Origin of the sequence: Dyella marensis (assembly GCF_900112865.1) — a bacterium.
In the GTDB taxonomy this organism is placed as follows: domain Bacteria; phylum Pseudomonadota; class Gammaproteobacteria; order Xanthomonadales; family Rhodanobacteraceae; genus Dyella_D; species Dyella_D marensis_A.
This window is the reverse complement of record NZ_FONH01000036.1, coordinates 1-21,010: the sequence shown is the minus strand read 5'-3', so window position 1 is coordinate 21,010 and position 21,010 is coordinate 1. Positions and strand designations below refer to the sequence as shown.

20 protein-coding genes are annotated in these 21,010 nt (G+C 67.0%); 15 read left to right on the top strand and 5 right to left on the bottom strand.

Going from position 1 to position 21,010, the window contains the following annotated elements; genetic code table 11:
- Window positions 1-498 precede the first annotated feature (498 nt).
- A complete protein-coding gene (locus BM172_RS21575) occupies window positions 499-756 on the top strand; it encodes a hypothetical protein (RefSeq protein ID WP_026634714.1) in 258 nt (85 codons plus the stop codon).
- Window positions 757-916: 160 nt separating this feature from the next.
- On the opposite strand, the gene BM172_RS21570 is transcribed toward BM172_RS21575, so the two are convergent.
- Window positions 917-2,401, bottom strand: a complete 1,485-nt coding sequence (locus tag BM172_RS21570; protein WP_026634713.1) for a RimK family protein — start codon at window positions 2,399-2,401, stop codon at window positions 917-919.
- 245 nt (window positions 2,402-2,646) lie between these two features.
- Between BM172_RS21570 and BM172_RS21565 the strand changes: the two genes are divergently transcribed.
- Window positions 2,647-3,120 (top strand): GNAT family N-acetyltransferase, encoded by a 474-nt coding sequence (locus tag BM172_RS21565; RefSeq protein WP_026634712.1) that lies wholly within the window; start codon window positions 2,647-2,649, stop codon window positions 3,118-3,120.
- Window positions 3,121-3,130: 10 nt separating this feature from the next.
- Here the strand turns inward: BM172_RS21565 and BM172_RS21560 are convergent, their stop codons facing one another.
- Window positions 3,131-3,799: a hypothetical protein gene (locus tag BM172_RS21560; protein WP_026634711.1), complete on the bottom strand. Its 669-nt coding sequence runs from the start codon at window positions 3,797-3,799 to the stop codon at window positions 3,131-3,133.
- A gap of 177 nt (window positions 3,800-3,976) precedes the next feature.
- Between BM172_RS21560 and lptM the strand changes: the two genes are divergently transcribed.
- The 4 genes from lptM (at window position 3,977) to xerC (ending at window position 6,646) form a co-directional block, all read left to right on the top strand.
- Window positions 3,977-4,147, top strand: a complete 171-nt coding sequence (gene lptM, locus BM172_RS21555; RefSeq protein ID WP_026634710.1) for an LPS translocon maturation chaperone LptM — start codon at window positions 3,977-3,979, stop codon at window positions 4,145-4,147.
- A gap of 16 nt (window positions 4,148-4,163) precedes the next feature.
- Window positions 4,164-5,006 (top strand): diaminopimelate epimerase, encoded by an 843-nt coding sequence (dapF, locus tag BM172_RS21550; RefSeq protein ID WP_026634709.1) that lies wholly within the window; start codon window positions 4,164-4,166, stop codon window positions 5,004-5,006.
- A gap of 69 nt (window positions 5,007-5,075) precedes the next feature.
- On the top strand, window positions 5,076-5,756 hold the full coding sequence (locus BM172_RS21545; protein ID WP_026634708.1) for a DUF484 family protein: 681 nt from the start codon (window positions 5,076-5,078) through the stop codon (window positions 5,754-5,756).
- A 2-nt stretch (window positions 5,757-5,758) separates the two neighbouring features.
- Window positions 5,759-6,646, top strand: a complete 888-nt coding sequence (gene xerC / locus BM172_RS21540) for a tyrosine recombinase XerC (RefSeq protein WP_026634707.1) — start codon at window positions 5,759-5,761, stop codon at window positions 6,644-6,646.
- 454 nt (window positions 6,647-7,100) lie between these two features.
- Here the strand turns inward: xerC and BM172_RS21535 are convergent, their stop codons facing one another.
- Window positions 7,101-10,079, bottom strand: coding sequence for a TonB-dependent receptor (locus tag BM172_RS21535; RefSeq protein ID WP_026634706.1), 2,979 nt, complete (start codon window positions 10,077-10,079; stop codon window positions 7,101-7,103).
- A 540-nt stretch (window positions 10,080-10,619) separates the two neighbouring features.
- Between BM172_RS21535 and hslV the strand changes: the two genes are divergently transcribed.
- The 4 genes from hslV to BM172_RS21515 all read left to right on the top strand — a co-directional run bounded on the left by hslV (window position 10,620) and on the right by BM172_RS21515 (window position 13,668).
- Window positions 10,620-11,171 (top strand): ATP-dependent protease subunit HslV, encoded by a 552-nt coding sequence (hslV, locus tag BM172_RS21530; RefSeq protein ID WP_026634705.1) that lies wholly within the window; start codon window positions 10,620-10,622, stop codon window positions 11,169-11,171.
- 71 nt (window positions 11,172-11,242) lie between these two features.
- Complete coding sequence (hslU, locus tag BM172_RS21525) at window positions 11,243-12,577, top strand: ATP-dependent protease ATPase subunit HslU (RefSeq protein ID WP_026634704.1); 1,335 nt, start codon at window positions 11,243-11,245, stop codon at window positions 12,575-12,577.
- A gap of 38 nt (window positions 12,578-12,615) precedes the next feature.
- A complete protein-coding gene (locus BM172_RS21520) occupies window positions 12,616-13,233 on the top strand; it encodes a hypothetical protein (protein WP_026634703.1) in 618 nt (205 codons plus the stop codon).
- Window positions 13,234-13,272: 39 nt separating this feature from the next.
- A complete protein-coding gene (locus BM172_RS21515) occupies window positions 13,273-13,668 on the top strand; it encodes a S8 family serine peptidase (RefSeq protein WP_026634702.1) in 396 nt (131 codons plus the stop codon).
- 55 nt (window positions 13,669-13,723) lie between these two features.
- Here BM172_RS21515 and BM172_RS21510 read toward each other — a convergent pair whose 3' ends face one another.
- Both BM172_RS21510 and BM172_RS21505 read right to left on the bottom strand, forming a co-directional pair.
- Window positions 13,724-15,988 carry a S9 family peptidase gene (locus BM172_RS21510; protein WP_026634701.1) on the bottom strand — a complete coding sequence of 755 codons (2,265 nt, stop codon included), beginning with the start codon at window positions 15,986-15,988 and terminating at the stop codon, window positions 13,724-13,726.
- A gap of 124 nt (window positions 15,989-16,112) precedes the next feature.
- Window positions 16,113-16,811 (bottom strand): glutathione S-transferase N-terminal domain-containing protein, encoded by a 699-nt coding sequence (locus BM172_RS21505; RefSeq protein WP_026634700.1) that lies wholly within the window; start codon window positions 16,809-16,811, stop codon window positions 16,113-16,115.
- A gap of 116 nt (window positions 16,812-16,927) precedes the next feature.
- Between BM172_RS21505 and BM172_RS21500 the strand changes: the two genes are divergently transcribed.
- The 5 genes from BM172_RS21500 to BM172_RS21480 all read left to right on the top strand — a co-directional run.
- Window positions 16,928-17,362 carry a hypothetical protein gene (locus BM172_RS21500; protein ID WP_051548504.1) on the top strand — a complete coding sequence of 145 codons (435 nt, stop codon included), beginning with the start codon at window positions 16,928-16,930 and terminating at the stop codon, window positions 17,360-17,362.
- A gap of 69 nt (window positions 17,363-17,431) precedes the next feature.
- Complete coding sequence (gene rbsK / locus BM172_RS21495) at window positions 17,432-18,325, top strand: ribokinase (protein WP_026634699.1); 894 nt, start codon at window positions 17,432-17,434, stop codon at window positions 18,323-18,325.
- Window positions 18,322-19,419, top strand: a complete 1,098-nt coding sequence (locus BM172_RS21490; protein ID WP_026634698.1) for a DNA polymerase beta superfamily protein — start codon at window positions 18,322-18,324, stop codon at window positions 19,417-19,419. Before rbsK ends, BM172_RS21490 begins: the two co-directional genes overlap by 4 nt.
- Window positions 19,419-20,180, top strand: a complete 762-nt coding sequence (locus BM172_RS22355) for a nucleotidyltransferase domain-containing protein (RefSeq protein ID WP_051548502.1) — start codon at window positions 19,419-19,421, stop codon at window positions 20,178-20,180. Before BM172_RS21490 ends, BM172_RS22355 begins: the two co-directional genes overlap by 1 nt.
- Window positions 20,181-20,817: 637 nt before the next feature.
- A partial coding sequence (locus BM172_RS21480) for a hypothetical protein (RefSeq protein WP_143096576.1) occupies window positions 20,818-21,010 on the top strand: 193 nt, incomplete at its 3' end.

The window sequence follows — 21,010 nt, the reverse complement described above, 5'->3', positions numbered from 1 at the left end:
TGGGGTGAGGGTACGGGCGGAGCGCAAGAGTGATGTGCACCGCTCCGCCCGAACCCTCATCCGGCTGCCGCCACCTTCCTCGCTCCTCAGAGCCGGGCACATCCCTGTGCCCTCCCCGCGTGCTCCCGGCGGGAGAAGGATTCCGATTTGAAGGTTGATTAGGTGTCGCAGCATTTGTGCACGCCGCAACGCTGAGCCCCTCTCCCTCCGGCGACCCGAAGGTAGTCTCCGTGGGGGAGAGGGGTTGAGGTGAGGGTCCGGGCGGAGCGCAAAGGTGATGTGCACGACTCCGGCCGAACCCTCATCCGGCTACCGCCACCTTCCTCGCTCCTCAGAGCCGCACACATCCTTGTGCGCTCCCCGCGTGCTCCCCCACGGGGACTACCTTCGGGTCGCCGGAGGGAGAAGGACTCTTTCGTGAGAGGCCGCTGCAATGGTCGCAAGCTATGAGATGGGCCACGCGCAAACTCACTCCATCGACCACGACGGACCGCCGCCATGCGCACGCAGACCTCCGATGCCGCCCGCCATCACCGCCTCGCCGCCGGCGCCCTGTTGTGGCTGCTGGCCGGCGCCGTGCTGCTGCTGACCACCCTGGTGCCGGCGCGCACCGACCTGCTCGGCTGGACGCCGGCGTTCTGGTTGCTGGCCGCGCCGCTGGCGCTGCTGCTGGTGCTGGAACCGCGCCTGCCGCGCGACCTGCTCGCGCTGGCGCTGCGCCGCCGGCCGCGGGCGCGGCAGGCGATCTGGCACTGATCGAAAGACTTCCGCTTGGCAGTGGAGCTTTGGCGTACGGGATGTGCGCCTGAAGGGACGCGACGACAGACGCCATGGAAGGCGGTGCACCTGTCGTCGCGGCGCATGGAAGGCGCCTTGAGCTCCGGCGATCCAGGGTGGACGCCGGAGCTGCCCGACCTCAGTCGGCGATCCCTAAGCGCTTGCGCTCCATGCGCCGCAGGAACTCCTGCATGATGCGCAGGTACAGATCCTCGCCCAGGTACGCGTCCTCGACGCCGGCATCGATCGAAGGGTTGTCGTTCACCTCGATCACCACCGGCTTGCCGTCCACCTGCTTCAGGTCCACGCCGTAGAGGCCCTCGCCGATGCCCTGGGTGGCCTTGAGCGCGAGCTTGACCACATCGCTGGGCGCGTCGCGCACCGGGATGGTCTCGAAGCCGCCGGACTTGTCCGTGCCCTTGGCGCCGTGGTTGTAGATCTGCCAGTGGCCGCGCGACATGTAGTACTTGCAGGCGTACAGCGCTTCGCGATTGAGCACGCCGATGCGCCAGTCGAATTCGGTGTAGAGGAATTCCTGCGCCAGCAGCAGCGAGCTGTGCTGGAACAGTTCGCCGGCGGCCTTCTCCAGCGCCCGCTCGTCCTCCACCTTCATCACCCCGCGCGAGAACGAACCGTCCGGAATCTTCAGCACCAGCGGATAGCCCAGGCGCCCGGCGATCTCCTTCATGCCCTTGGCGTCGTCGCGGTACAGGATCTCGGTCTTGGGCACCGCCAGCTTGCGCGACACCATCAGGTCGTTGAGGTAGATCTTGTTGGTGCAGCGGAGGATCGAGCTGGGATCGTCCATCACCACCATGCCCTCGCGCTCGGCGCGATGGGCGAAGCGATAGGTGTGGTTGTCGCTGGCGGTGGTTTCGCGGATGAACAGGCCGTCGTACTCGGCCAGGCGCTGGTAGTCGTCCTTGCCGATCGGGTCGACCTCGATGCCCAGTTCCTTGCCGGCCTGGATGAAGGATTTGAGCGCCTTCTTATTGGACGGCGGCATCGCCTCGTTGGGGTCGACCAGCATGGCGATGTCGTAGCGATAGCGCTTGCGCGCGCGCGGCTTGCGCCACAGCTTCTTGGAGAAACGGTCCAGCGCCTCGGCGAAGGCGTCTTCCTGGGCGTCGTCCAGGCTGTGCAGGCCGACCGGCTTGATCGAGCTGACCTGCCACACGCGGTCGCGCTCGAACTCGATGCGCAGCAGCGGGCATGGGAACAGTTCGAATACCTGGCGCGCCAGGTCCTGCAGCGCGGTGTAGGCCGTCTCGCCGAAGTACACCAGGATGCCGAAGTCGGTGGTGTCGCGGCCGCCCTCCGGCAGGAAGCGGGTGAGCTTCTGGTTGAGGTCCTCGATGTCCAGGCCGTACAGCGAACGGCGGCGCAGGTCGTTCACCGCGCGCACCGAGGGCATCACCTTGTGGCCACGCGCCTCGCCCAGCAGCGACACGTAATAGCCGGTGCCCAGGTATTTGTAGCTGCGGCAGAGGTTGATCACCTGCGTGCGCTCGTCGTCGGTGGAGACCGGCTCGCGCAGGTAGTCCATCGCCGTGACCACGTCGACGGACGGATAGTAGGAACTCCAGTCGGAGGCTTTCTCGACGACGATGACGAGCCGGGCCATGGCACCTTGAGATCGGGCAGACGAGGGTGTCGTCTCGTCGATGGAACGGGGCGGCACGGAGCGCGCAGTTTCGCACAGGCCGGAGCGTGCACAAGGGAGCGGGATGACTCTCGTCTAAATGCCGCGGCGCGGGGCATGACGCCCGGGCGATTGCGACGCGCCCGCCGCGGGACTAGAGTGCCGCGCTTCGTTTCGTCCCTCCGCCCTTCGCCGCCGCGTTACTGCCGCACCGGAACCCACCGCCGATGACCCCCATGCCCGCGACCGCCGCCGTGCGTGTGCGCCGTGCCGAGCTTTCCGACCTGGACGACCTGGTCGCGCTGGAAGAGCAGAGCTTCGCCGGCGACCGCCTCAGCCGCGCCCAGTACCGCCGCCACCTGGACAGCGAAAGCGCGCAGGTGCTGGTGGCCAGCGCCAACCATCGGCGTTTCCTCGGCACGGCGGTGGTGTTCTTCCGCAAGGGCAGCGGCGCGGCGCGGCTGTATTCGATCGCCACCCAGGCGGAGGCGCGCGGCAAGGGCGTAGGTTCGGCGCTGATCGAAGCCGCCGAGCAGGCCGCCCGGCGCAAGCGCCGCAGCGCGCTGCGGCTGGAAGTGCGCACCGACAACGACGCCGCCATCCGCCTGTACGAGCGGCTGGGCTACCAGCGCATCGGCCATTACGCGAGTTATTACGAAGACGGCGCCGACGCGTGGCGCTACGAGAAAGCGCTCGATTGAACGATCGTGCTCAGCCGCCGAACGGCTGGGCGAGGCGCCGCTCCGTCGCCTCGTCCGGGCGTGCGACCAGGGCGCCGGTGCGCATCAGGCTCACGCTGTAGTGGCCTTCGTCGACCAGCGGCAGGAACGCGCCGCTGCCGAACACCGTGTCGACACCCGGCATCCAGCGCGGCAGGTCGTAGATGCCGGCCTGGTTGAAGCCGATCACCGTGCGCGGCGCCTGCGCTTCCTGCTGTGCATCGTCATAGCGGCCGCTGAGTCGGTCCAGCCGATACAGCGGCGGCAGGCCGGCCAGCAGCGCCGGCAGCTTCCACTTCAGCACCACCGCCTCGACCCGCCATGCGTCGCCGGCCACCTCCACCTGGCGCGCGCTGCCGTCGGGCCAATGCAGGGTCAGCGCCCAGCGCTGCGGCGACAGGATGCGGGCGTCGATGTCGACCACCGGCGTTTCCTCCGCCAGCAGGCGATAGCCGCGCAGGCTCCAGCCCATCCCGGCCAGCAGCAGGGTGAGGGCGAAACCGGCCAGCAGCAGCAGGGTGCGCAGCGCCGCGGCGAGCCGCTGGCGCGAGGCCAGGCGCGCGCGCAGGGCGAGCAGCTGGGCCAGGGTGAACAGCAGCGCGATCACGGCCAGCGCCAGCAGGATCGTGCTGGGCAGGCGCAGCAGCGTGGTCCAGTCCATCGTCGTTCGGGTCTCTCGCTGCCGCGGCGCGGCGGGTGCGCGCATGATAGCGACTCGCGCGCACGGCTCCGTGCGCTGCCGTGCGCAGCGCGTCATGGAATGCGGGCATGCTGCGTTCATGCGGCCGGCTCGCCCGGGCTCGCTATACTGCCGCCGACTCCGTAGGAACCCACCCCCATGCGCCGATCGATCCTGCTGCTCCCGCTCTGCGTCGCCATCGCCGCGCTGTCCGGCTGCGGCAACAAGGGACCGCTGTTCATGCCGCCGAAGCCGACCGCGCCGGCCGCCGCGAAGCCCGCGCCCGCTCCGGCACCGTCGTCCACCGCCGCGGCGCCGGCCGCGCACTGAGCCGGCGCGCCTCCGCATGAGCCTGCGCTTCTCCAAGATGCACGGCATCGGCAACGACTTCGTCATGGTCGATGCCCGCGCCGCGGGTTTCGCGCTGGATGCCGAAGAGATCCGCGCCCTGGCCGACCGCCATGCCGGCGTCGGCTTCGACCAGCTGATCAGCATCGAGCCGCCGCGCGATGCGTCCTGCCGCTTCTATTACGGCCTATGGAATGCCGACGGCTCGTCGGCGAACCAGTGCGGCAACGGCGTGCGCTGCGTGGCGGCGTGGCTGCATCGCGCCGGCGAACTGACGCTGGGCGAGACGGTGCGGCTGGAAAGCCCGTCCGGCCCGGTCACGGTGCGCCTGCTGGCGGCGGACCGCGTCACCGTGGACATGGGCGAACCGGAATTCCGCCCGGCACAGATTCCATTCGACGCCGCCGCGCCGGCCGAACGCTATGCGCTGGACACCGATGGCCAGACGCTGGAGATCGGCGCGGTATCGATGGGCAATCCGCATGCGGTGGTGACCGTGGACGATCTGGGCGCGCCGGCGCTGTATCGCCTGGGTCCGGCGCTGACCGGGCACCCGCGCTTCGCGCAGGGGGCCAACGCCGGCTTCGTGCGCATCGTCGACCGCGGCCACCTGCGCCTGCGCGTGCACGAGCGCGGCAGCGGCTGGACGCGCGCCTGCGGCACCGGCGCCTGCGCCGCGATGGCGGTGCTGCGCCTGCGCGGCGAGGTGGACGACAGCGTGCAGGTCGACCTGCCCGGCGGCCGCCTGCAGATCGACTGGGCCGGCCCCGGCCACACGCTGTGGATGACCGGGCCGGCCGCGTTTGCCTTCGAAGGCGAGTGGCTGGGCGGGGCGCATTGATGCGCCGCCATCGCCATCGCACACTCCGGGCCGGGCACGCCGGCCCCACCGGTTGACGAGGTACCGCGCATGACCGACACCGCTCTGGACGACAGCCTCACCGCCAAGGACGTGGCCGATTACCTGCGCCGCCACCCGGGCTTCCTCAACGAATTCCCGGAGCTGGCCGCGCAGCTGGAGCTGCCACGCGAGCAAGGGCAGGTCGCCTCGCTGGCGGCCTACCAGACGCAGAACCTGCGCGAGAAGAACGCCGAGCTGGAACGCCGCCTGGCCGAGCTGGCCGCGATCGCCGCCGAGAACGAACGGCTGATGCTGCGCATCCACGAGCTTAACGTGGCGGTGCTGCGCGCCAACACCGCGGCCGTGGCCGCGCGCAGCGTGATCGCGCGCCTGGCCGAGGATTTCCAGACCGACCAGGTGCGCCTGCTGGTGTTCGACCTGGAGCTGCCGCCGGCCGACTGGCTGGTGCGCGCGCCCGGCGGCCAGGCCTCGCTGCCGGAATTCGCCGAATTCTTCGCTCACCACGAACCCATTGCCGGCCGCTTGTCGGCCGAGCGCCTGTATCGCCTGTTCGGCGACGAGGCGCCGCAGATCCAATCCTCCGCGCTGATGCCGCTGGACGGGCTGGGCCTGCTGGCGATCGGCAGCCGCGATCCGGACCGCTTCCAGCCTGGCATGGGCACGGTGTTCCTGAAGATGATCTCGGCCACCGTCACCGCCGCGCTGCAGCGCTCGCGGAACGGCGGCTGAGCATGGACCCGCGCGGCCAGGTGCAGGCCTGGCTGGCGCGCCTCGCCGGCGAGCGCAAGGCCTCGCCGCATACGGTGGATGGTTATCGCCGGGATCTGGACAAGCTGCTGCGCTGGATGGAAGCGCAGCAGATCGATGCGTTCTCGCGGCTCGACGCACACCGCATGCGCGGCTTCGTCGCCGCCGAACACCGCGCCGGCCTGTCGCCGAAGAGCCTACAGCGCCTGCTCTCGTCCTGCCGCAGCCTGTTCCGCCAGCTGCGGCGCGAGGGCCTGCTCGACAACGACCCGGTCGCCGGCGTGCGCGGACCGAAGGTGCACCGCAAGCTGCCGCAGGTGCTGGACGTGGACGAGGCGACCACGCTGGTGGAGTCCGGCGGCGATGGTGCGCTGGGCGTGCGCGATCGCGCCATGCTCGAACTGTTCTATTCCTCCGGCCTGCGCCTTTCCGAGCTGGTCGGCCTGCGCTGGCTGGATCTCGACCTGACGCAAGGCGAAGTCCGCGTGCTGGGCAAGGGCAGCAAGACGCGCATCGTGCCGGTGGGGCGTCATGCGGTGGAAGCATTGCGCGCGCTTGGCGAAGCGGAAGGCAAGGCACCGGAAACGCCGGTGTTCCGCGGCCGCGGCGGTGCGCCGATCAGTCCGCGCACGGTGCAGGCGCGCTTGAAGCAGCTCGCGCTCGCGCAGGGCTTCGCCAAGCACGTGCACCCGCACCTGCTGCGCCATACGTTTGCCAGCCACATGCTCGAATCCTCCGGCGACCTGCGCGCGGTGCAGGAACTGCTCGGCCACGCCGACATCGCCACCACGCAGATCTATACGCACCTGGATTTCCAGCACCTGGCCAAGGTGTATGACGCGGCGCATCCAAGAGCGAAGCGCAAGGGTTAACCACCCGCGAACGCCCATCGCCGTCATTCCGGCGCAGGCCGGAATCCAGTAACCGCAGTGCCGGATTTTCGCGATAAGGCTGATCGGCTCTTTCGCGAAAATCGAACGCGGTCGTCACTGGATTCCGGCCTGCGCCGGAATGACGAGCTAGAAACTAGATTTCCAGCACTTGGTCAGGTGTACGACGCGGCGCATCCGAGGGCGAAGCGCAAGGGCCAATCACCCCGCGAACACCCATCGCCGTCATTCCGGCGCAGGCCGGAATCCAGTAACCGCAGTGCCGGATTTTCGCGATAAGGCCGATCGGCTCTTTCGCGAGAATCGAACGCGGTCGTCACTGGATTCCGGCCTGCGCCGGAATGACGAGCCAAAAAAAAGACCACCGGCAAGCGGTGGTCAATCGGGGAAGTCGCCACGGCGATCTTCTGCCGCCGTGGCGCTCGCGGTTGCGGGTTTACAGGCTGAAGTCGTAGCGGGCGCCGAACTGGATGTAGCGGGGCGTCTGGTACGACAGGGGCTGGGTGTAGCTGAGGTTGGGCGCACCGCTGCCGGTTTCGCCCGATTCGTTGATGCTCTGCACCGTCTGCTTGTCGAACACGTTGACCACGGTGGCGCTGAAGGTCAGGTTGTTCTTGGCGAACGACGGCGCGTACTGCACGCCCAGGTCCAGGCGGTAGGTCCACGGCAGGCGGCCCTGGCTGCCGCGCGGGGTCGGCTGGCCCTTGCAGTAGAAGTACGAGGCGCCGTAGTTGATCTCCGACGGGATGTCGCCCGGGTACACGCCGATGCAATTCTTCGGACGGCCCGACTGGATCAGCACGTTGGCGCTGACCAGCCACTGCGGATTGATCTGGTAGTAGCCGTAGGCGCGGATCTGGTGCGTGCGGTCGTTGGCCTCGGGGCCGTTCGAGCCGAGCATCAGTTCCTTGTGGTCCCAGTCCTGCGTCACCGACGGATCGAGCTGGCCGATGTCGGACTTGAGCAGGCCTTCGGAGTTGCCGTAGCTGCGCGAGAACGTGTAGTCGAGGCGGCCATACCACTTGCCGTCGAAGCGATGCTCCAGGTACGCGTCCAGCGCGTAGTACTTGCGCTTGGCTTCGGGCAGGCCGATGTCGTTCTTGCTGAGCTTGATGTCTTCCAGCTTGCCGTCGCCGTCGAGGTCGATCAGGAAGCGGTTGGACTGGCCCGGGTTGATGATGTAGCAGGCCGGCGACGGGTCGGCGTAGTTCACGCCGTGGTCGGCCGCCCACTTGATGAAGGGGCGGTCGTCGCACCAGTCGTCGATGATGCTGCGCAGCTTGCGATAGCGCACTTTGGCGCCGAAGGTCCAGTGGTCGGCGAACTGCTGGTCGAAGCCCAGGATGTACTCGTCCTGGTAGTACGCCTTGAGGTTCTGTGCCGAGATCGAGCGCGGGTCAGGCGGCGTGCCGTCGGCGCCGTTGGCGTACACCACGTTCTCGATCGGCTGCCAGTTCGGCGGCGTGCCGTTGGTGTTGACCGCGCCGTCGTAGGTGCCCCACTGGGTCTCGTACAGCGAACCCGAGGCGCCGCGCACGGCCACGTTGTTGGGGATCGCCAGGTGGTAGCGGCCGGCGTTGGCGTAGATCTTCAGGCTGGAATCGCCCATCACGTCCCACGACAGGCCCAGGCGCGGCGCCAGCTGGTGGCGCTGCTTGGCGAACACTTCGTTGTCGGCGTTGAGGTTCTCGAACTGCTCGTTGCGCAGGCCCACGTAGGCCAGCCAGCGGTCGGTGACCTGCCAGTGGTCTTCGAGGTACTGCGCCTGCTGGCGTACCTTGGCCTGGCCGATGGCGCGGAATACATAGCGTTCGACGATGCCGCTATGGCCCGGCGGCACCGCCAGGTTGCCGCGCGTTTCGATCACGCCGCTGGCCGGGTTGTCGTAGTAGAACCAGCCCACGCCGCCGGAGGTGTCCGAGCCGTTGAGCGAGGTGACGTTGTAGTGGTCGACACCCGCGCGCAGGTCATGGCTGCCCAGGCGGTATTCCAGGTTCAGATGCCAGCCGTTGGTCTCGTCGTACGCACCCGGTGCGGCGATGCCGCTGGAGATGTTGCAGCCCTGCAGGCGCTGCGACGGCGGCACGCTGTCGCGGTTGTCCTGGAAGTAGGTGCAGCTGGAGCCGGAGGTCAGGTCGACGTGGTCGGTGCGCTCCTTGCCGTACAGCGCATCCACCGTGAGGTTGTCGGTGATGTAGCCGGTATAGCGGCCCACATAGACCTGGCCGCCCGGCGAGGAGCCCGCCGTGCCCTGGTTCTTCTGGCTGCGCCAGCCCTTGTGGTTGTACTGGATGTCGTTGACGCCGTCGTAGACGAACTGGTCGGCATAGGTCGACGCGGTGTCGCTCAGGCCGGTCAACTCGATGATGTGGTTGTCGGTGATGTTCCAGTCGACTTTGGCCAGCCAGCGGTTGGTCTTGTTGGTGTTGTACGAGCGGGTGGTGTTCTTGCTGAGCGTGTAGGTGTCGTTCTCCGACTTGATGCGCTCGGCCGCACCGAAGAAGAACAGCTTGTCCTTGATCAGCGCACCGCCCAGGTAGGCGGCATAGGTGGTTTCCCACAGCTTGGCCGAGTGCTTGTCGCGGCCGGTGATCTGCGCGCCGTCGCCGGGACGGTAGGTCGGCTGCTCGGTCTCGCGCAGGCCCGCGGGCGTGTAGAGCACCTGCATGCCGCCCTTCCACTCGTTGGTGCCGCGCTTGGTCACGATATTGACCACGCCGCCGGTGGAACGGCCGTATTCGGCGCCGTAGCCGCCGGTGAACACCTGTTCCTGCTCGATCGAATTGAACGGCAGGCTGGTGGCGCCCAGGCCGGTGAGCGGATTGGTCACCGGGAAGCCGTTGACGTAGTACTGGTTCTCCGCGGCGGACGAGCCGCCCAGCGAGACCGCATTGCCGTAGCGCGCGTCGGCGTTCACCGCGCCGGGCGCCAGCAGCACCGCGGCGTTCACGCTCTGCGGCATGGGCAGGCGGCGCAGCTGCTCGGCATTGAGCACGGTGCGCGTATCCACCGAGGACACGTCGATGGCCGGCACGGCGCTGGCCACCACACTGACGCCTTCGAGGTTCTTGGCGCCGGCGCCGGTCGCTGCGGCAGCTGCGAAGGTCACTTCGGTGCTGGTGCCGACGTTGACCTGGACGGCGTCGCGGCTGTCCACGGTCTGGCCGTTGCGCTGCACCGCCACCTTGTACACGCCCACCGGCAGCGAGCCGGCGCGGTAGCGGCCGTCCGCGTCGACGGCGACGTCGCGGCTGATGCCGGTGGATGGATTCTCGATATGCACCGTGGTGCCCGGTGCGGCTTCGGTGCGGCCGAAGATGGCGCCCGAAGCATTGGACTGCGCCAGCGCGGCGGTGCTTGCGAAACAGCCCCCCAGAGCCAGGGCCAGCACGCTCAGGCGCAGCGGACCGCCCAACGATCTCCTGCTCGAATTGCTACTGCTCGACATTGGTTGTGATCTCCCCATGACGCCTCTTGCGAGGCGGACCCGGCCCACCCAAGCGGGCGGAAAAACCGGCATTCGAGAGGTCGCTCCCTTACAGCCGGGATGCGAGCGGACGATCACGGCCGCTGACGAGGGGTTTAGAAATCAAACCCTTATGAATTTGTATCGATCCAAATCCGGAACTGCAGAATATGGATCGATCCAAATTCCAAGCCAGATCAACTTATCGGCATGACTGCCCGGTTCGGTGCGGCGATTTGCGGTGTCTCGCACGGTCCTGCGGGACCGTTTTCCCCGTGAGACACCTTCTCCCTCTCGCCCGCCACAAGTTCATGCGGCGGAACCCCTCCGCTCCGCAGTAAAAAGCGTGTGAAGGCTGCTGTCAATCGCAAAAAACCCATGGCCGCCATGCTGCGCAGCAGCAATCTCTTGCGGCCAAGCGCACCACGGACTTGGGTTTGGGCTCCGCTCTCCCCACATCCTGTGATCCGCATCCGCAGGCAGCTCCCCATGGAATCGTTCCACGCCACCACCATCGTTTCGGTCCGCCGCAACGGTCGCGTCGTGATCGGCGGCGACGGCCAGGTCACCCTGGGCAACACGGTGATGAAGGCCAACGCGCGCAAGATCCGCCGGCTCGGCAAGGGCGACGTGCTGGCCGGCTTCGCCGGCGCCACCGCCGACGCCTTCACCCTGTTCGAACTGTTCGAGGAGAAGCTGGCCAAGCACAGCGGCAACCTCACCCGCGCCGCGGTGGAGATGGCCAAGGAATGGCGCACCGACCGCCGCCTGGGCCGCCTGGAAGCGATGCTGGCGGTGGCCGACAAGGACGCCTCGCTGCTGATCTCCGGCAACGGCGACGTGCTCGAGCCCGAGCACGGCCTGATCGCGATCGGCTCCGGCGGCCCCTATGCGCAGTCCGCCGCGCTGGCGCTGATGGAGAACACTGAGCTGGACGCGCGGCAGATCGTCGAGCGGGCGCTGAAGATCGCCGGCGACATCTGCATCTATACGAATCACAACACGACGGTCGAAGAGCTGGGAATAGAGAGTAGGGAATAGGGAATCGGATCCCTCTCACCGTCTCGCTTTTCCTATTCCCGATTCTCTATTTCCCATTCCCGGCGAAGGCCATGTCCGAACTCACTCCCCGCGAAATCGTCAACGAACTCGACCGCTACATCATCGGCCAGCACGACGCCAAGCGCGCCGTGGCGATCGCGCTGCGCAACCGCTGGCGCCGCATGCAGCTGGATCCGAACCTGCGCGACGAAGTGACGCCGAAGAACATCCTGATGATCGGCCCCACCGGCGTGGGCAAGACCGAGATCGCGCGCCGCCTGGCGACGCTGGCCAATGCGCCGTTCGTGAAGGTGGAAGCGACCAAGTTCACCGAGGTCGGCTATGTCGGCAAGGACGTCGAATCGATCGTCCGCGACCTGGCCGACGTGGCCTACAAGCTCATCCGCGAGCAGGCGGTCAAGCGCGTGCGCTCGCAGGCGGAAGACCGCGCCGAGGACCGCATCCTCGACGCCCTGCTGCCACGCCGGCAGGCGCCCACCGACTGGACCCACGACCAGGCGCCGGCGATCGACAACGACACCCGCCAGAAGCTGCGCAAGCAGCTGCGCGAAGGCGCGCTGGACGAGCGCGAGATCGAGCTGGATTTCGCCATGAACGTGGGCGTCGAGATCATGTCGCCGCCCGGCATGGAGGAAATGGGCCAGCAGCTGCGCCAGATGTTCCAGAACCTCGGCGGCGCCAAGTCGCAGAAGCGCAAGCTGGCGATCAAGCTGGCCCGCCCGCTGCTGGTCGACGAGGAAGCCGGCAAGCTGCTCAACGACGAAGAAGTCCGTGCGCAGGCGATGTATGCCGCCGAGCAGAACGGCATCGTCTTCATCGACGAGATCGACAAGGTCGCCCAGCGCTCCGAATGGGGCGGCGCCGGCGTCAGCCGCGAAGGCGTGCAGCGCGACCTGCTGCCGCTGGTGGAAGGCTCCACCGTGTCGACCAAGTACGGCCCGATCAAGACCGACCACATGCTGTTCATCGCCTCCGGCGCGTTCTCGCTGGCCAAGCCCTCGGACCTGATTCCGGAACTGCAGGGCCGCCTGCCGATCCGCGTGGAACTGTCCGCGCTGTCGGTGGACGACTTCCAGCGCATCCTGCGCGAGCCGCACAACGCGCTGACCAAGCAATACGTGGCGCTGCTGGGCACCGAAGGCGTGACGATCGAATTCACGCAGTCGGGCGTGAACCGCCTGGCCGAGGTCGCTTTCCAGGTGAACGAGCGCACCGAGAACATCGGCGCCCGCCGCCTGCATACCGTCATGGAGCGGCTGCTGGAAAAAATCTCCTTCGAAGCTGCCGACAAATCCGGCGAAAAATACGTGATCGACGCCGAATATGTCGATAAGAACCTGGCGAGCCTGGTCCAGGACGAGGACTTGAGCCGTTACATCCTGTAAACATGGGGAAAGACCCCCGCTGATAAAATTCGTGGTGTATGGGAAAGGTGATTGAACTTAAGACGACGGGCCAGCGAGCTCAGTTGCGCGAAGCGCAGCAGACGCAGCAGCTGGTTCGCCTGTGGCGCGGTGAACTCGAACACGGCAGCTTCTGCGGCTATGTGGGCGGAGTCGGCCGCGAATTCTTCCTGCTGTGGGTGGTCGGCGACGCCATCACCTACGACGGCATGTATGTGATGCGGCACCGCGACATCACCGAGCTGGAAGCCCCGGACAAGCACGCGCCCTTCATGGAGAAAGCCCTGGCCATGAAGCAGCTGCTGCCACGTCCGCCACGCGGCTTCCCGCTGGACGATATCCGCGAGGTGGTGCAGGCCGCCGCCAAGCAGGCGCCGGTGATCGGCGTGCACGTGGACAGCGAGGACGAGGCCGAGGTCTGCTACATCGGCAAGCTGATCTCCTTCGAGGAGGACGGCTTCTACATGCAGGAGATCAGCCCCGACGCCGAATGGCTGCGCGAGGCGTCGTTCTTTTCCTGGGACGAGGTGTCCACCGTCAGCATCGAGGACGGTTATGCGCTGGCCCTGCTGGCGGTGGCCGGCACGGCGCCGCCGCTGGAACAGGGCGACTCGGGCGTCGGCGGCCACGCGCAGTAAGCGCGGACGGCCGCCCGTCATTGCGTGATGGATGACGCCATGCCGGGCCGCCGCAAGCTGTACCTTCCGTTGTTGATTCTGCTCGGCGCGGGCACCCATGCCTGCGCCGCCACCACGCCAGGGAGCTCCAAGGTCATGGCCGACACCGACAGCACCACCCCCTCCGTTTCGTCCCACCCCGCCACCCGCGTGCAGCTGATCGTCAGCTTCCGCGACGGCACGCCGCTCGAGACCATGCGCACCGCCTGCGATGCGGCCGGCGCCACGTATGTGCGCGATATCGGCTGGGCGCCGGCGATCGTCGTGCTGCTGCCGGAAGGCATGTCGGCGGAAGAGGGCATGGTGCGCTTCCGCGCGCAGCCCGGCGTGATCAATGTGGAAGTGGACGGCAAGGTGCGCGCGGAGCCGATCCGCGGTCCGAGCATCAGCAAGTAAGGCCGCCGTCGCTTTCGAAAAAAAAGCCCGCCGAATGGCGGGCTTTTTTGTTGGCTCAGGGCGCGACCGACGCCGCGGCCGCCGGCTTCGGCGCCGCCGGCGCGGCAGCTCCCTTGATCTCGCGATCGAAGAAATTGGCGATCAGGTGATACACGTGGCTGCGCTGGCCCGGCAGGTTCAGGCCGTGCTTGGCGCCCGGATAGGCCATGAACTGGAATTGCGTGCCGCGCTTCTGCAACTCGGCCATCAGCTTGGTCGAATTGACGAACAGCACGTTGTCGTCGGCCATGCCGTGCACCAGGTACAGCTTGCTGGTCAGGCCATCGAGCCAGGCGAACGGACTGCTGCGCGTGTAACCGGCTTCGTTGTCCTGCGGACGGCCCAGGTAACGCTCGGTATAGAAGGTGTCGTACAGGCGCCAGTCGGTGACCGGCGCCACCGCCACGCCGCCGGCGATGTCCTTGGACGCCTTGGCCAGCAGCATGGCGGTCATGTAGCCGCCGTAGCTCCAGCCGAACACGCCGATGCGGCGCCCATCCACCCAGGGCTGCGTCTTCAGCCAGTCGATGCCGGCGAGCTGGTCGTCCACTTCGACGGCGCCCAGCTGCTCGTAGATCGGATCCTCGAACTTGCGCCCGCGCCGCGCCATGCCGCGGTTGTCGAGGGTGAACACCACATAGCCCTGGTTGGCCATGTACTGATTGAAGTAATCGCCCCAGCCGCTGGCCACCAGCTGGGCGTGCGGGCCGCCGTAGTAGGTATCGAACACCGGGTACTTCCTGGTCGGATCGAAACCCGCCGGCTTATACAGGCGGTAGTACAGCGTCTGGCCGTCGGCGCTCTTCACCGTGCCGAACTCCGGCTTGATCAGGCTGGCGCGGTAGGGCCAGAACGGATGCTTCTCGTCGAGCTTGTTCTGCTCGATCCAGCTGAGGAAAGTACCGTCCGGCTTGTGCACGCTCACCTGCGGCGGCGTGTCGGCGCTGGAATAGGTATCGAGGTAGAACGCCGCATTCGGCGCGAACTCCGCGAGATGGCTGCCGTCGCCCTTGCTGATGCGCACCGGCGCATTGGCCGTGCTGCCGTCGAGCTTCAGCGCATAGACCTGGTGATCCGGCACGAAGTCGCGATTGGAGCCGACGTAGACCGTGCCCGCATGCTCGTCCACCGCCAGCACGCCGTCGATCTGCCAGTCGCCCTGGCTCACCGGGTGCTTGAGCTTGCCGTCCAGCCCGTACAGGTACAGATGATGGAAGCCGCTGCGCTCGCTGCCCCACAGGAAGCTCTTGCCGTCCTTGAGGAAGCGCAGGTCGTCGTTGAGGTTGATCCAGGTCGTGCCGGTCTCGGTGAGCAGGGTGCGCTGGGCCAGCGATTTGGCATCGACCAGGCGCAGCTCCAGCTTCTGCTGGCTGCGCGGCATGCGCTGGTAGCTCAGGTGCTTGCCGTCGGTCAGCCAGTTCACGCGCACCAGGTAGATGTCCGCGTCCTTGCCCAGATCCACCCAGCGCGGCGCGCCGCCGGTGGGTGCGACCAGGCCGAGCTTCACCGCGACATTGGGATCGCCCGCCGCCGGATAGCGCTGTTCGATCACGTCGGTGCGGTCGGCATAGACCTCGGTGCGCTTGACCACCGGCACCTTGGATTCGTCGTAGCGCTCGAACGCGATCGCGCTGTCGTCCGGCGCCCACCAGTAGCCGCTGCTGCGGCCCATTTCTTCCTGCGCGACGAATTCCGCCTCGCCGTTGTGCACATTGCCACCGCCGTCGCGGGTGAGCTGGCGCGCATCGCCGCTGTCCAGGTCGATCACCCACAGGTTCTGGTCACGCACGTAGGAGACGTAGCGGCCCTTGGGCGAGATCTTCGGATCGATCGCATCGCCGCCGGTGTCCAGCGCGCGCGGCACCGGCTTGACCGCGGCCAGGTCGTACAGGTAGAGCTTGCCGCCGATGGGAAACAGCAGCTGCTTGCCGTCCGGCGACCACTGGTAGCTGAGGATGCCGCGCAGGCCGGCGGTGCGGGCGCGCTCGCGGCGCGCCTTCTCGGCGTCGGACAGCTGCTCGCCCTGCGGCTCGAGCTTGCGCGAGTCGACCAGCATGCGCGTGCTGTTGTCCTTGGGCCGGTATTCCCACAGGTCCAGCTGAAACTGGTCGTCCGGCCGCGCACGCAGGAAAGTGATGCGGCTGCCGTCCGGCGAGATCTGCAGCCCGCGCGGCGCGGGACCGGCCAGGCTGCCGCCGTCGAAGATGCGTTCGATGGTGAGTTTTTCGGCCATGGTCGGCAGGGTCACCATCGTCAGGGCGGCGAACAGGAGAGCGCGCATGGATACTTCCTTGGACTGCTGGCGGGGCGCAAGAACAAGCGCGGATTAAAACCCGTCGTGCTGCACGAAGCCAGCCTTTTTCCAGGGAAAAGTGCCGCATCCTGGGGGAGGCGGCAGCTGTGCATCAGCGTTTTGCGCCCTGGCCGAACAGTACCTTGCGGGCGTCCTCGTCCTGGGTCAGGTCGAAGCGGTCCTTGATGGAATCGCCGATTTCATAGGCTTTTTTCGTCGCCGGCCGCTCGGCAATGGCCTGGAACCACAGCTTCAGATGCGGGAAATCGTCCAGCGACATGCCCTGCGCCTCGTGCGACACGATCCACGGATAGCAGGCCATGTCGGCGATCGTGTAGTCCTTGCCGCCGACGAAGGCGCGCCCGTCCAGCTGCTTGTCGAGCACGCCGTACAGGCGGCGCGTCTCATTGACGTAGCGCTCGATCGCGTAGGGGATCTTCTCCGGCGCATAGCGGTTGAAGTGATGGTTCTGTCCCAGCATCGGGCCCAGCCCGCCGACCTGCCAGAACAGCCACTGCAGCACCTTGTAGCGCTCGCGCATGTCGGCCGGCAGGAAGCGGCCGGTCTTTTCCGCCAGGTATTGGAGGATGGCGCCAGATTCGAAGATGCTCAGCGGCTTGCCGCCATCCGCGGGGGCGGTATCGACGATGGCCGGCATGCGGTTGTTGGGGGCGATGGCGAGGAAGTCCGGCTTGAACTGGTCGCCCTTGCCGATGTTCACCGGCTTGATCTCGTAGGGCAGGCCGGCCTCTTCCAGGAAGAGCGTGATCTTGTGGCCGTTGGGGGTGGGCCAGTAGTGCAGTTCGATCATGGGGAGTTCCTCGGGCGGCAATCCCAGCGATGTTCGGGCCCGGCCCGTGCCTTTCAAGTCAACGCGCGGGCCTGGGGCGCCGTTCCCCTGCGCACTTCCACCAAGGAGCTGCGCCCATGAAGACCCGCTTGTGCCTGATCGCTCTCGCCCTGGCCGCCGCCTTCGGCGCCCATGCCCAGGACGGCGCCACGCCACCGCCCGATGGCCAGGCCATGCACGGCCAGCAGCGCCGCCCGCCGGATCCGCAGGAACGCGCCCAGAAGCTGGCCAAGCACCTGGACCTCAACGCGCAGCAGCAGGCGCAGGTGCTCGCCATCCTGCAGACCCAGCAGCAGAAGATGCAGGCGCTGCGCAGCGGTGGCGCCAGAGGACCGGACCGCCGCGACCAGGCCAAGGCCATCATGGAAGACGGCGACCGCCAGATTCAGTCCGTGCTGAGCGACAGCCAGCGCCAGCGCTATCTCACGCTGAAGGAACGCGCGATCGAAAAGCGCCAGGAAAAGCAGGGCACCGCCGAACCTTCCCGGCCCATGCCCGACGCGGGGCAGTAAGCACACTCCACCGCGGCGCGCGCCATCCCGTATGCTCGGCCGCTTTCATGGTCGAGTTCCGGAGCAGGTATGGCGCGCGTCGTCGTGGTCGGCAGCATCAACATGGACCTGGTCACGCTGGCCCCGCGCTTCGCCGGGCCGGGCGAGACCGTGCTGGGCGAGCGCTTCCTCACCGTTCCCGGCGGCAAGGGCGCCAACCAGGCGGTGGCCGCCGCGCGCCTCGGCGCCGAGGTGACCCTGATCGGCGCGCTGGGCGACGACACTTTCGGCGAGCAGCTGCGCGAAGGCCTGGCCCGCGAGGGCATCGCGCTCGACTACGTGAGCCGCATCGACGACTGCGGCAGCGGCACGGCGTCGATCACCGTGGCCGGCGGCGAGAACGAAATCATCGTGGTACCCGCCGCCAATGCGCGCGTGACACCCGCACAGGTGGAAGCGGCCACCGACGCGATCGCCCGCGCCGATGCCGTGCTGGTGCAGATGGAAATCCCGCTCGAAAGCGTCGAGGCCACGCTGCGCCTGGGCCATCGCCTGGGCGTACCGGTGATCCTCAATCCCGCGCCGGCGCAGAAGCTGCCGACCGAGTGGCTGAAGCTCGCACGCTACGTCACTCCCAACCAGCACGAGCTGGCGATCCTGCTCGGCGCCGACGCGCAGCAGGACTTCCGCGCGCTGATGCGCCAGGCGCCGGGTCCCGTCGTGCTGACCCGCGGCGGCGAAGGCGCCTGGTATCGCGAGGACGGCGAGCCCACGCACCAGAGCGGCTTCGCCGTCGACGTAGTCGACACCACCGGCGCCGGCGACACCTTCAACGGCGCACTCGCCGTATTCCTGCACGAAGGCCTGCCGCAGGCGGTGCGCAAGGCCTGCGCCGCCGCGGCGCTGTCGGTGACGCGCCTCGGTGCGCAGGGGGGGATGCCGACGCGGGTGGAATTGGATGCGTGGTTGGCCGGCCGCCCATGATCGCGCTGGAAACGCTGCGCGCCCACGCCACGCCTGTCTTGCTGTTCGAGTGCGTGGCCGGTAGCCATGCCTATGGCACGGCGGTAGCAGAGAGCGACCAGGATCTGCGCGGCATCTACGCGATGCCCGCCGCCGCATATCTCGGCCTGCAAGCGCCTGAAGCGCAGGTCGCCGACGCGCGCAATGACGTCGTGTACTACAGCCTGCGGCGGGTGATCGAACTGCTGTCGGCAGCCAATCCCAATGTGCTGGAACTGCTGTTCATGCCAGAGGATACGGTGCGGATGAGCAGTCCGGAAATGGACTTGCTGGTCGCGCAGCGAGAGTTGTTCCTCGCCAAGCCCTGCGTGCAGAGCCATATCGGCTATGCCCTCACGCAGATCCGCAAGGCGCGTGGGCAAAACAAATGGATCAACCAGCCGCGTCCGGAAGCGCCGCCAGCGAAGGAGGACTATTGCCATGTCATTCCCCGCGAACGCCTCATTGCTGGCGATGCTGCGCCATGCCGTCCGCTGCCGCTGAAGACGCTGGGTTGGAACCTGGATGAGTTCCACGCCGCCAGCCTCGAACACGCGCGCGACGGCTACCGACTCTACCGCTACGGCCGCGATGCGCGCGGCGTGTTCCGCGACGGCATGCTGGTATGCGAATCCATTCCGCTGGAAGAGGAGGCCGGACGCTTCGCCGGCCTGCTGTTCTACAACGAACAAGCCTGGCGGCAGGCCCTGAGCGACCACCAGAACTACTGGACCTGGCGCCGCGAACGCAACGAGGCGCGCTGGCGCCAGCAGGAAAGCGGCGAGCTGGACTACGACGCGAAGAACATGATGCATACCGTGCGCCTGCTGCTTTCGGGCGAGTCCATCGTGCGACATGGCCGTCCCATGGTTCGCTTCGAGGGCGAGCAGCGCGCGCTGCTGCTGAATATCCGCGCCGGACGTTTCCGCTACGACGAACTGATCGATATGGCGCAGGAGATCGCCGCACGCTGCGAGCGCGAAACTACCGGCAGCGGTCTGCCGGACGCGATCGATGCAGCCGCAGCCAATCGCCTCCTGCGCGAACTGACCGCGCAATGGGAGCACCGCCAGTGATGGACGCCGCGATCCAATCCGCCATCGACGACATCGAACGTGAGCATGACGTGCGCGTGCTCTACGCCGCCGAGTCCGGCAGCCGCGCCTGGGGCTTCGCCTCGCCGGACAGCGACTACGATGTGCGCTTTGTCTATGTGCATGCGACGGACTGGTATCTGCAGGTGTTCGAGCAGCGCGATGTGATCGAACGCATGCTCCCCGGCGACCTCGACGTCAGCGGCTGGGAACTGCGCAAGGCGCTACGGCTGATGACCAAGTGCAACCTGGCCTTCAACGAGTGGTTCGATTCGCCCATCGTCTATCGCGCCGACGATGCCTTCGCGGAGCAAGTGCGCCGCCTTATCGCACGCCATTTCCAGCCGGCGCGCGCGCTGTTCCATTACCTGAGCATGGCCCGCAACACGCACGACGAACATCTGATCGACGACACCGTGCGCCTGAAGAAGCTGTTCTACTTCCTGCGACCGATCCTGGCCTGCCGCTGGATCGAGCACGCGCGCAGGCAGCCGCCGACCCGCTTTGCCGAATTGCTGGCGGCGCCGTGGGTCAGCGGTGAGGAGCGCAGCTGGATCGCCGAACTCGAGGCGCGTAAGGCGCTGGCCAGCGAAGGCGACCGTGAAGCGCTTCCCGCCGCGTTACGGCCATGGATGCGCCGACAGCTCGATCACTTTGCTGCCGTGGGTCCAGGCCTCGCGAGCATGATGGATGTCGACGAGGCCGCTCTGGATGCCACGCTGCAGCGCTGGATCAGGGGATGAGGCGACGCTCCAGCTCATCCGAGTGTTTCTGTTCGCTTCGTAGAAGCGCCTAGGCGAGCCCCCGGCCCCTCATCTGCCTGCCGGCATCTTCTCCCCGTAAGGGAGAAAAGCATCTTGGGCATTATCGGAATTCGACTAAAGACAACCGGGGATTGCGCTGCTAGCTTTTGTGTTGTTACCCGCGGAGTGTTTCCACGAGCGTCGCGGGTAACCATGGCAGCAATGCTGTGAGAAGCGCGGGCCGCAGGAGTAACGAGCTCCTACGACCCGCTAACCATCACCAACGCATAGGAGTTGATCATGGCTAAGCCAGATCATACGGGACTTCCGCGCTCGCCGATCCCCTCGGCGACACCCCCACCGACCATCCGGGCCGTCCGACGACGTTGCGGACACGGTTGAAGAACCGCAGGCTAAGAGTTTTCGCAGACAGTTTTCCGAGCCGTCCTACCCGGCGCGTAAGGCTGCGCCATAGCGAAACCTCCTAGTCCCGCATCCCACTTCCTCAATCAAGCCGCCCGGCGCTCAGCCTTTGAGCCGCCGGTGAACCCTCGAGTCCGTGTGATCGCGGTATGCCGTGCTGTCTGCGGCATGCCGTTTACGGAGCGAGGCCGCGGTGCTCAGCAAGGAGTTGCTTATGAACAACGTCTTTGGCGAACCCTGGATCATTCGACACACCAACTACTTCTCCGATCCGAACGCAGAGCCGGACGAACTGTTGAACGATGCCACCGAGTGGCTGCAGTACGCCTATAACGCCATCAAGCTGCTGGCGGAGTTGGTGCACGAACGCGGCAGTGTCGATGCCAATCGACTTCCAATCATGCTCG

What these genes read in the sequence shown, in the direction of transcription:
- BM172_RS21575 (WP_026634714.1), top strand. Translation starts at nt 499, where the DNA reads ATGCGCACGCAGACCTCCGATGCCGCCCGCCATCACCGCCTCGCCGCC.
- BM172_RS21570 (WP_026634713.1), bottom strand. Translation starts at nt 2,401, where the DNA reads ATGGCCCGGCTCGTCATCGTCGTCGAGAAAGCCTCCGACTGGAGTTCC.
- BM172_RS21565 (WP_026634712.1), top strand. Translation starts at nt 2,647, where the DNA reads ATGACCCCCATGCCCGCGACCGCCGCCGTGCGTGTGCGCCGTGCCGAG.
- BM172_RS21560 (WP_026634711.1), bottom strand. Translation starts at nt 3,799, where the DNA reads ATGGACTGGACCACGCTGCTGCGCCTGCCCAGCACGATCCTGCTGGCG.
- lptM (WP_026634710.1), top strand. Translation starts at nt 3,977, where the DNA reads ATGCGCCGATCGATCCTGCTGCTCCCGCTCTGCGTCGCCATCGCCGCG.
- dapF (WP_026634709.1), top strand. Translation starts at nt 4,164, where the DNA reads ATGAGCCTGCGCTTCTCCAAGATGCACGGCATCGGCAACGACTTCGTC.
- BM172_RS21545 (WP_026634708.1), top strand. Translation starts at nt 5,076, where the DNA reads ATGACCGACACCGCTCTGGACGACAGCCTCACCGCCAAGGACGTGGCC.
- xerC (WP_026634707.1), top strand. Translation starts at nt 5,759, where the DNA reads ATGGACCCGCGCGGCCAGGTGCAGGCCTGGCTGGCGCGCCTCGCCGGC.
- hslV (WP_026634705.1), top strand. Translation starts at nt 10,620, where the DNA reads ATGGAATCGTTCCACGCCACCACCATCGTTTCGGTCCGCCGCAACGGT.
- hslU (WP_026634704.1), top strand. Translation starts at nt 11,243, where the DNA reads ATGTCCGAACTCACTCCCCGCGAAATCGTCAACGAACTCGACCGCTAC.
- BM172_RS21520 (WP_026634703.1), top strand. Translation starts at nt 12,616, where the DNA reads ATGGGAAAGGTGATTGAACTTAAGACGACGGGCCAGCGAGCTCAGTTG.
- BM172_RS21515 (WP_026634702.1), top strand. Translation starts at nt 13,273, where the DNA reads ATGCCGGGCCGCCGCAAGCTGTACCTTCCGTTGTTGATTCTGCTCGGC.
- BM172_RS21510 (WP_026634701.1), bottom strand. Translation starts at nt 15,988, where the DNA reads ATGCGCGCTCTCCTGTTCGCCGCCCTGACGATGGTGACCCTGCCGACC.
- BM172_RS21505 (WP_026634700.1), bottom strand. Translation starts at nt 16,811, where the DNA reads ATGATCGAACTGCACTACTGGCCCACCCCCAACGGCCACAAGATCACG.
- BM172_RS21500 (WP_051548504.1), top strand. Translation starts at nt 16,928, where the DNA reads ATGAAGACCCGCTTGTGCCTGATCGCTCTCGCCCTGGCCGCCGCCTTC.
- rbsK (WP_026634699.1), top strand. Translation starts at nt 17,432, where the DNA reads ATGGCGCGCGTCGTCGTGGTCGGCAGCATCAACATGGACCTGGTCACG.
- BM172_RS21490 (WP_026634698.1), top strand. Translation starts at nt 18,322, where the DNA reads ATGATCGCGCTGGAAACGCTGCGCGCCCACGCCACGCCTGTCTTGCTG.
- BM172_RS22355 (WP_051548502.1), top strand. Translation starts at nt 19,419, where the DNA reads ATGGACGCCGCGATCCAATCCGCCATCGACGACATCGAACGTGAGCAT.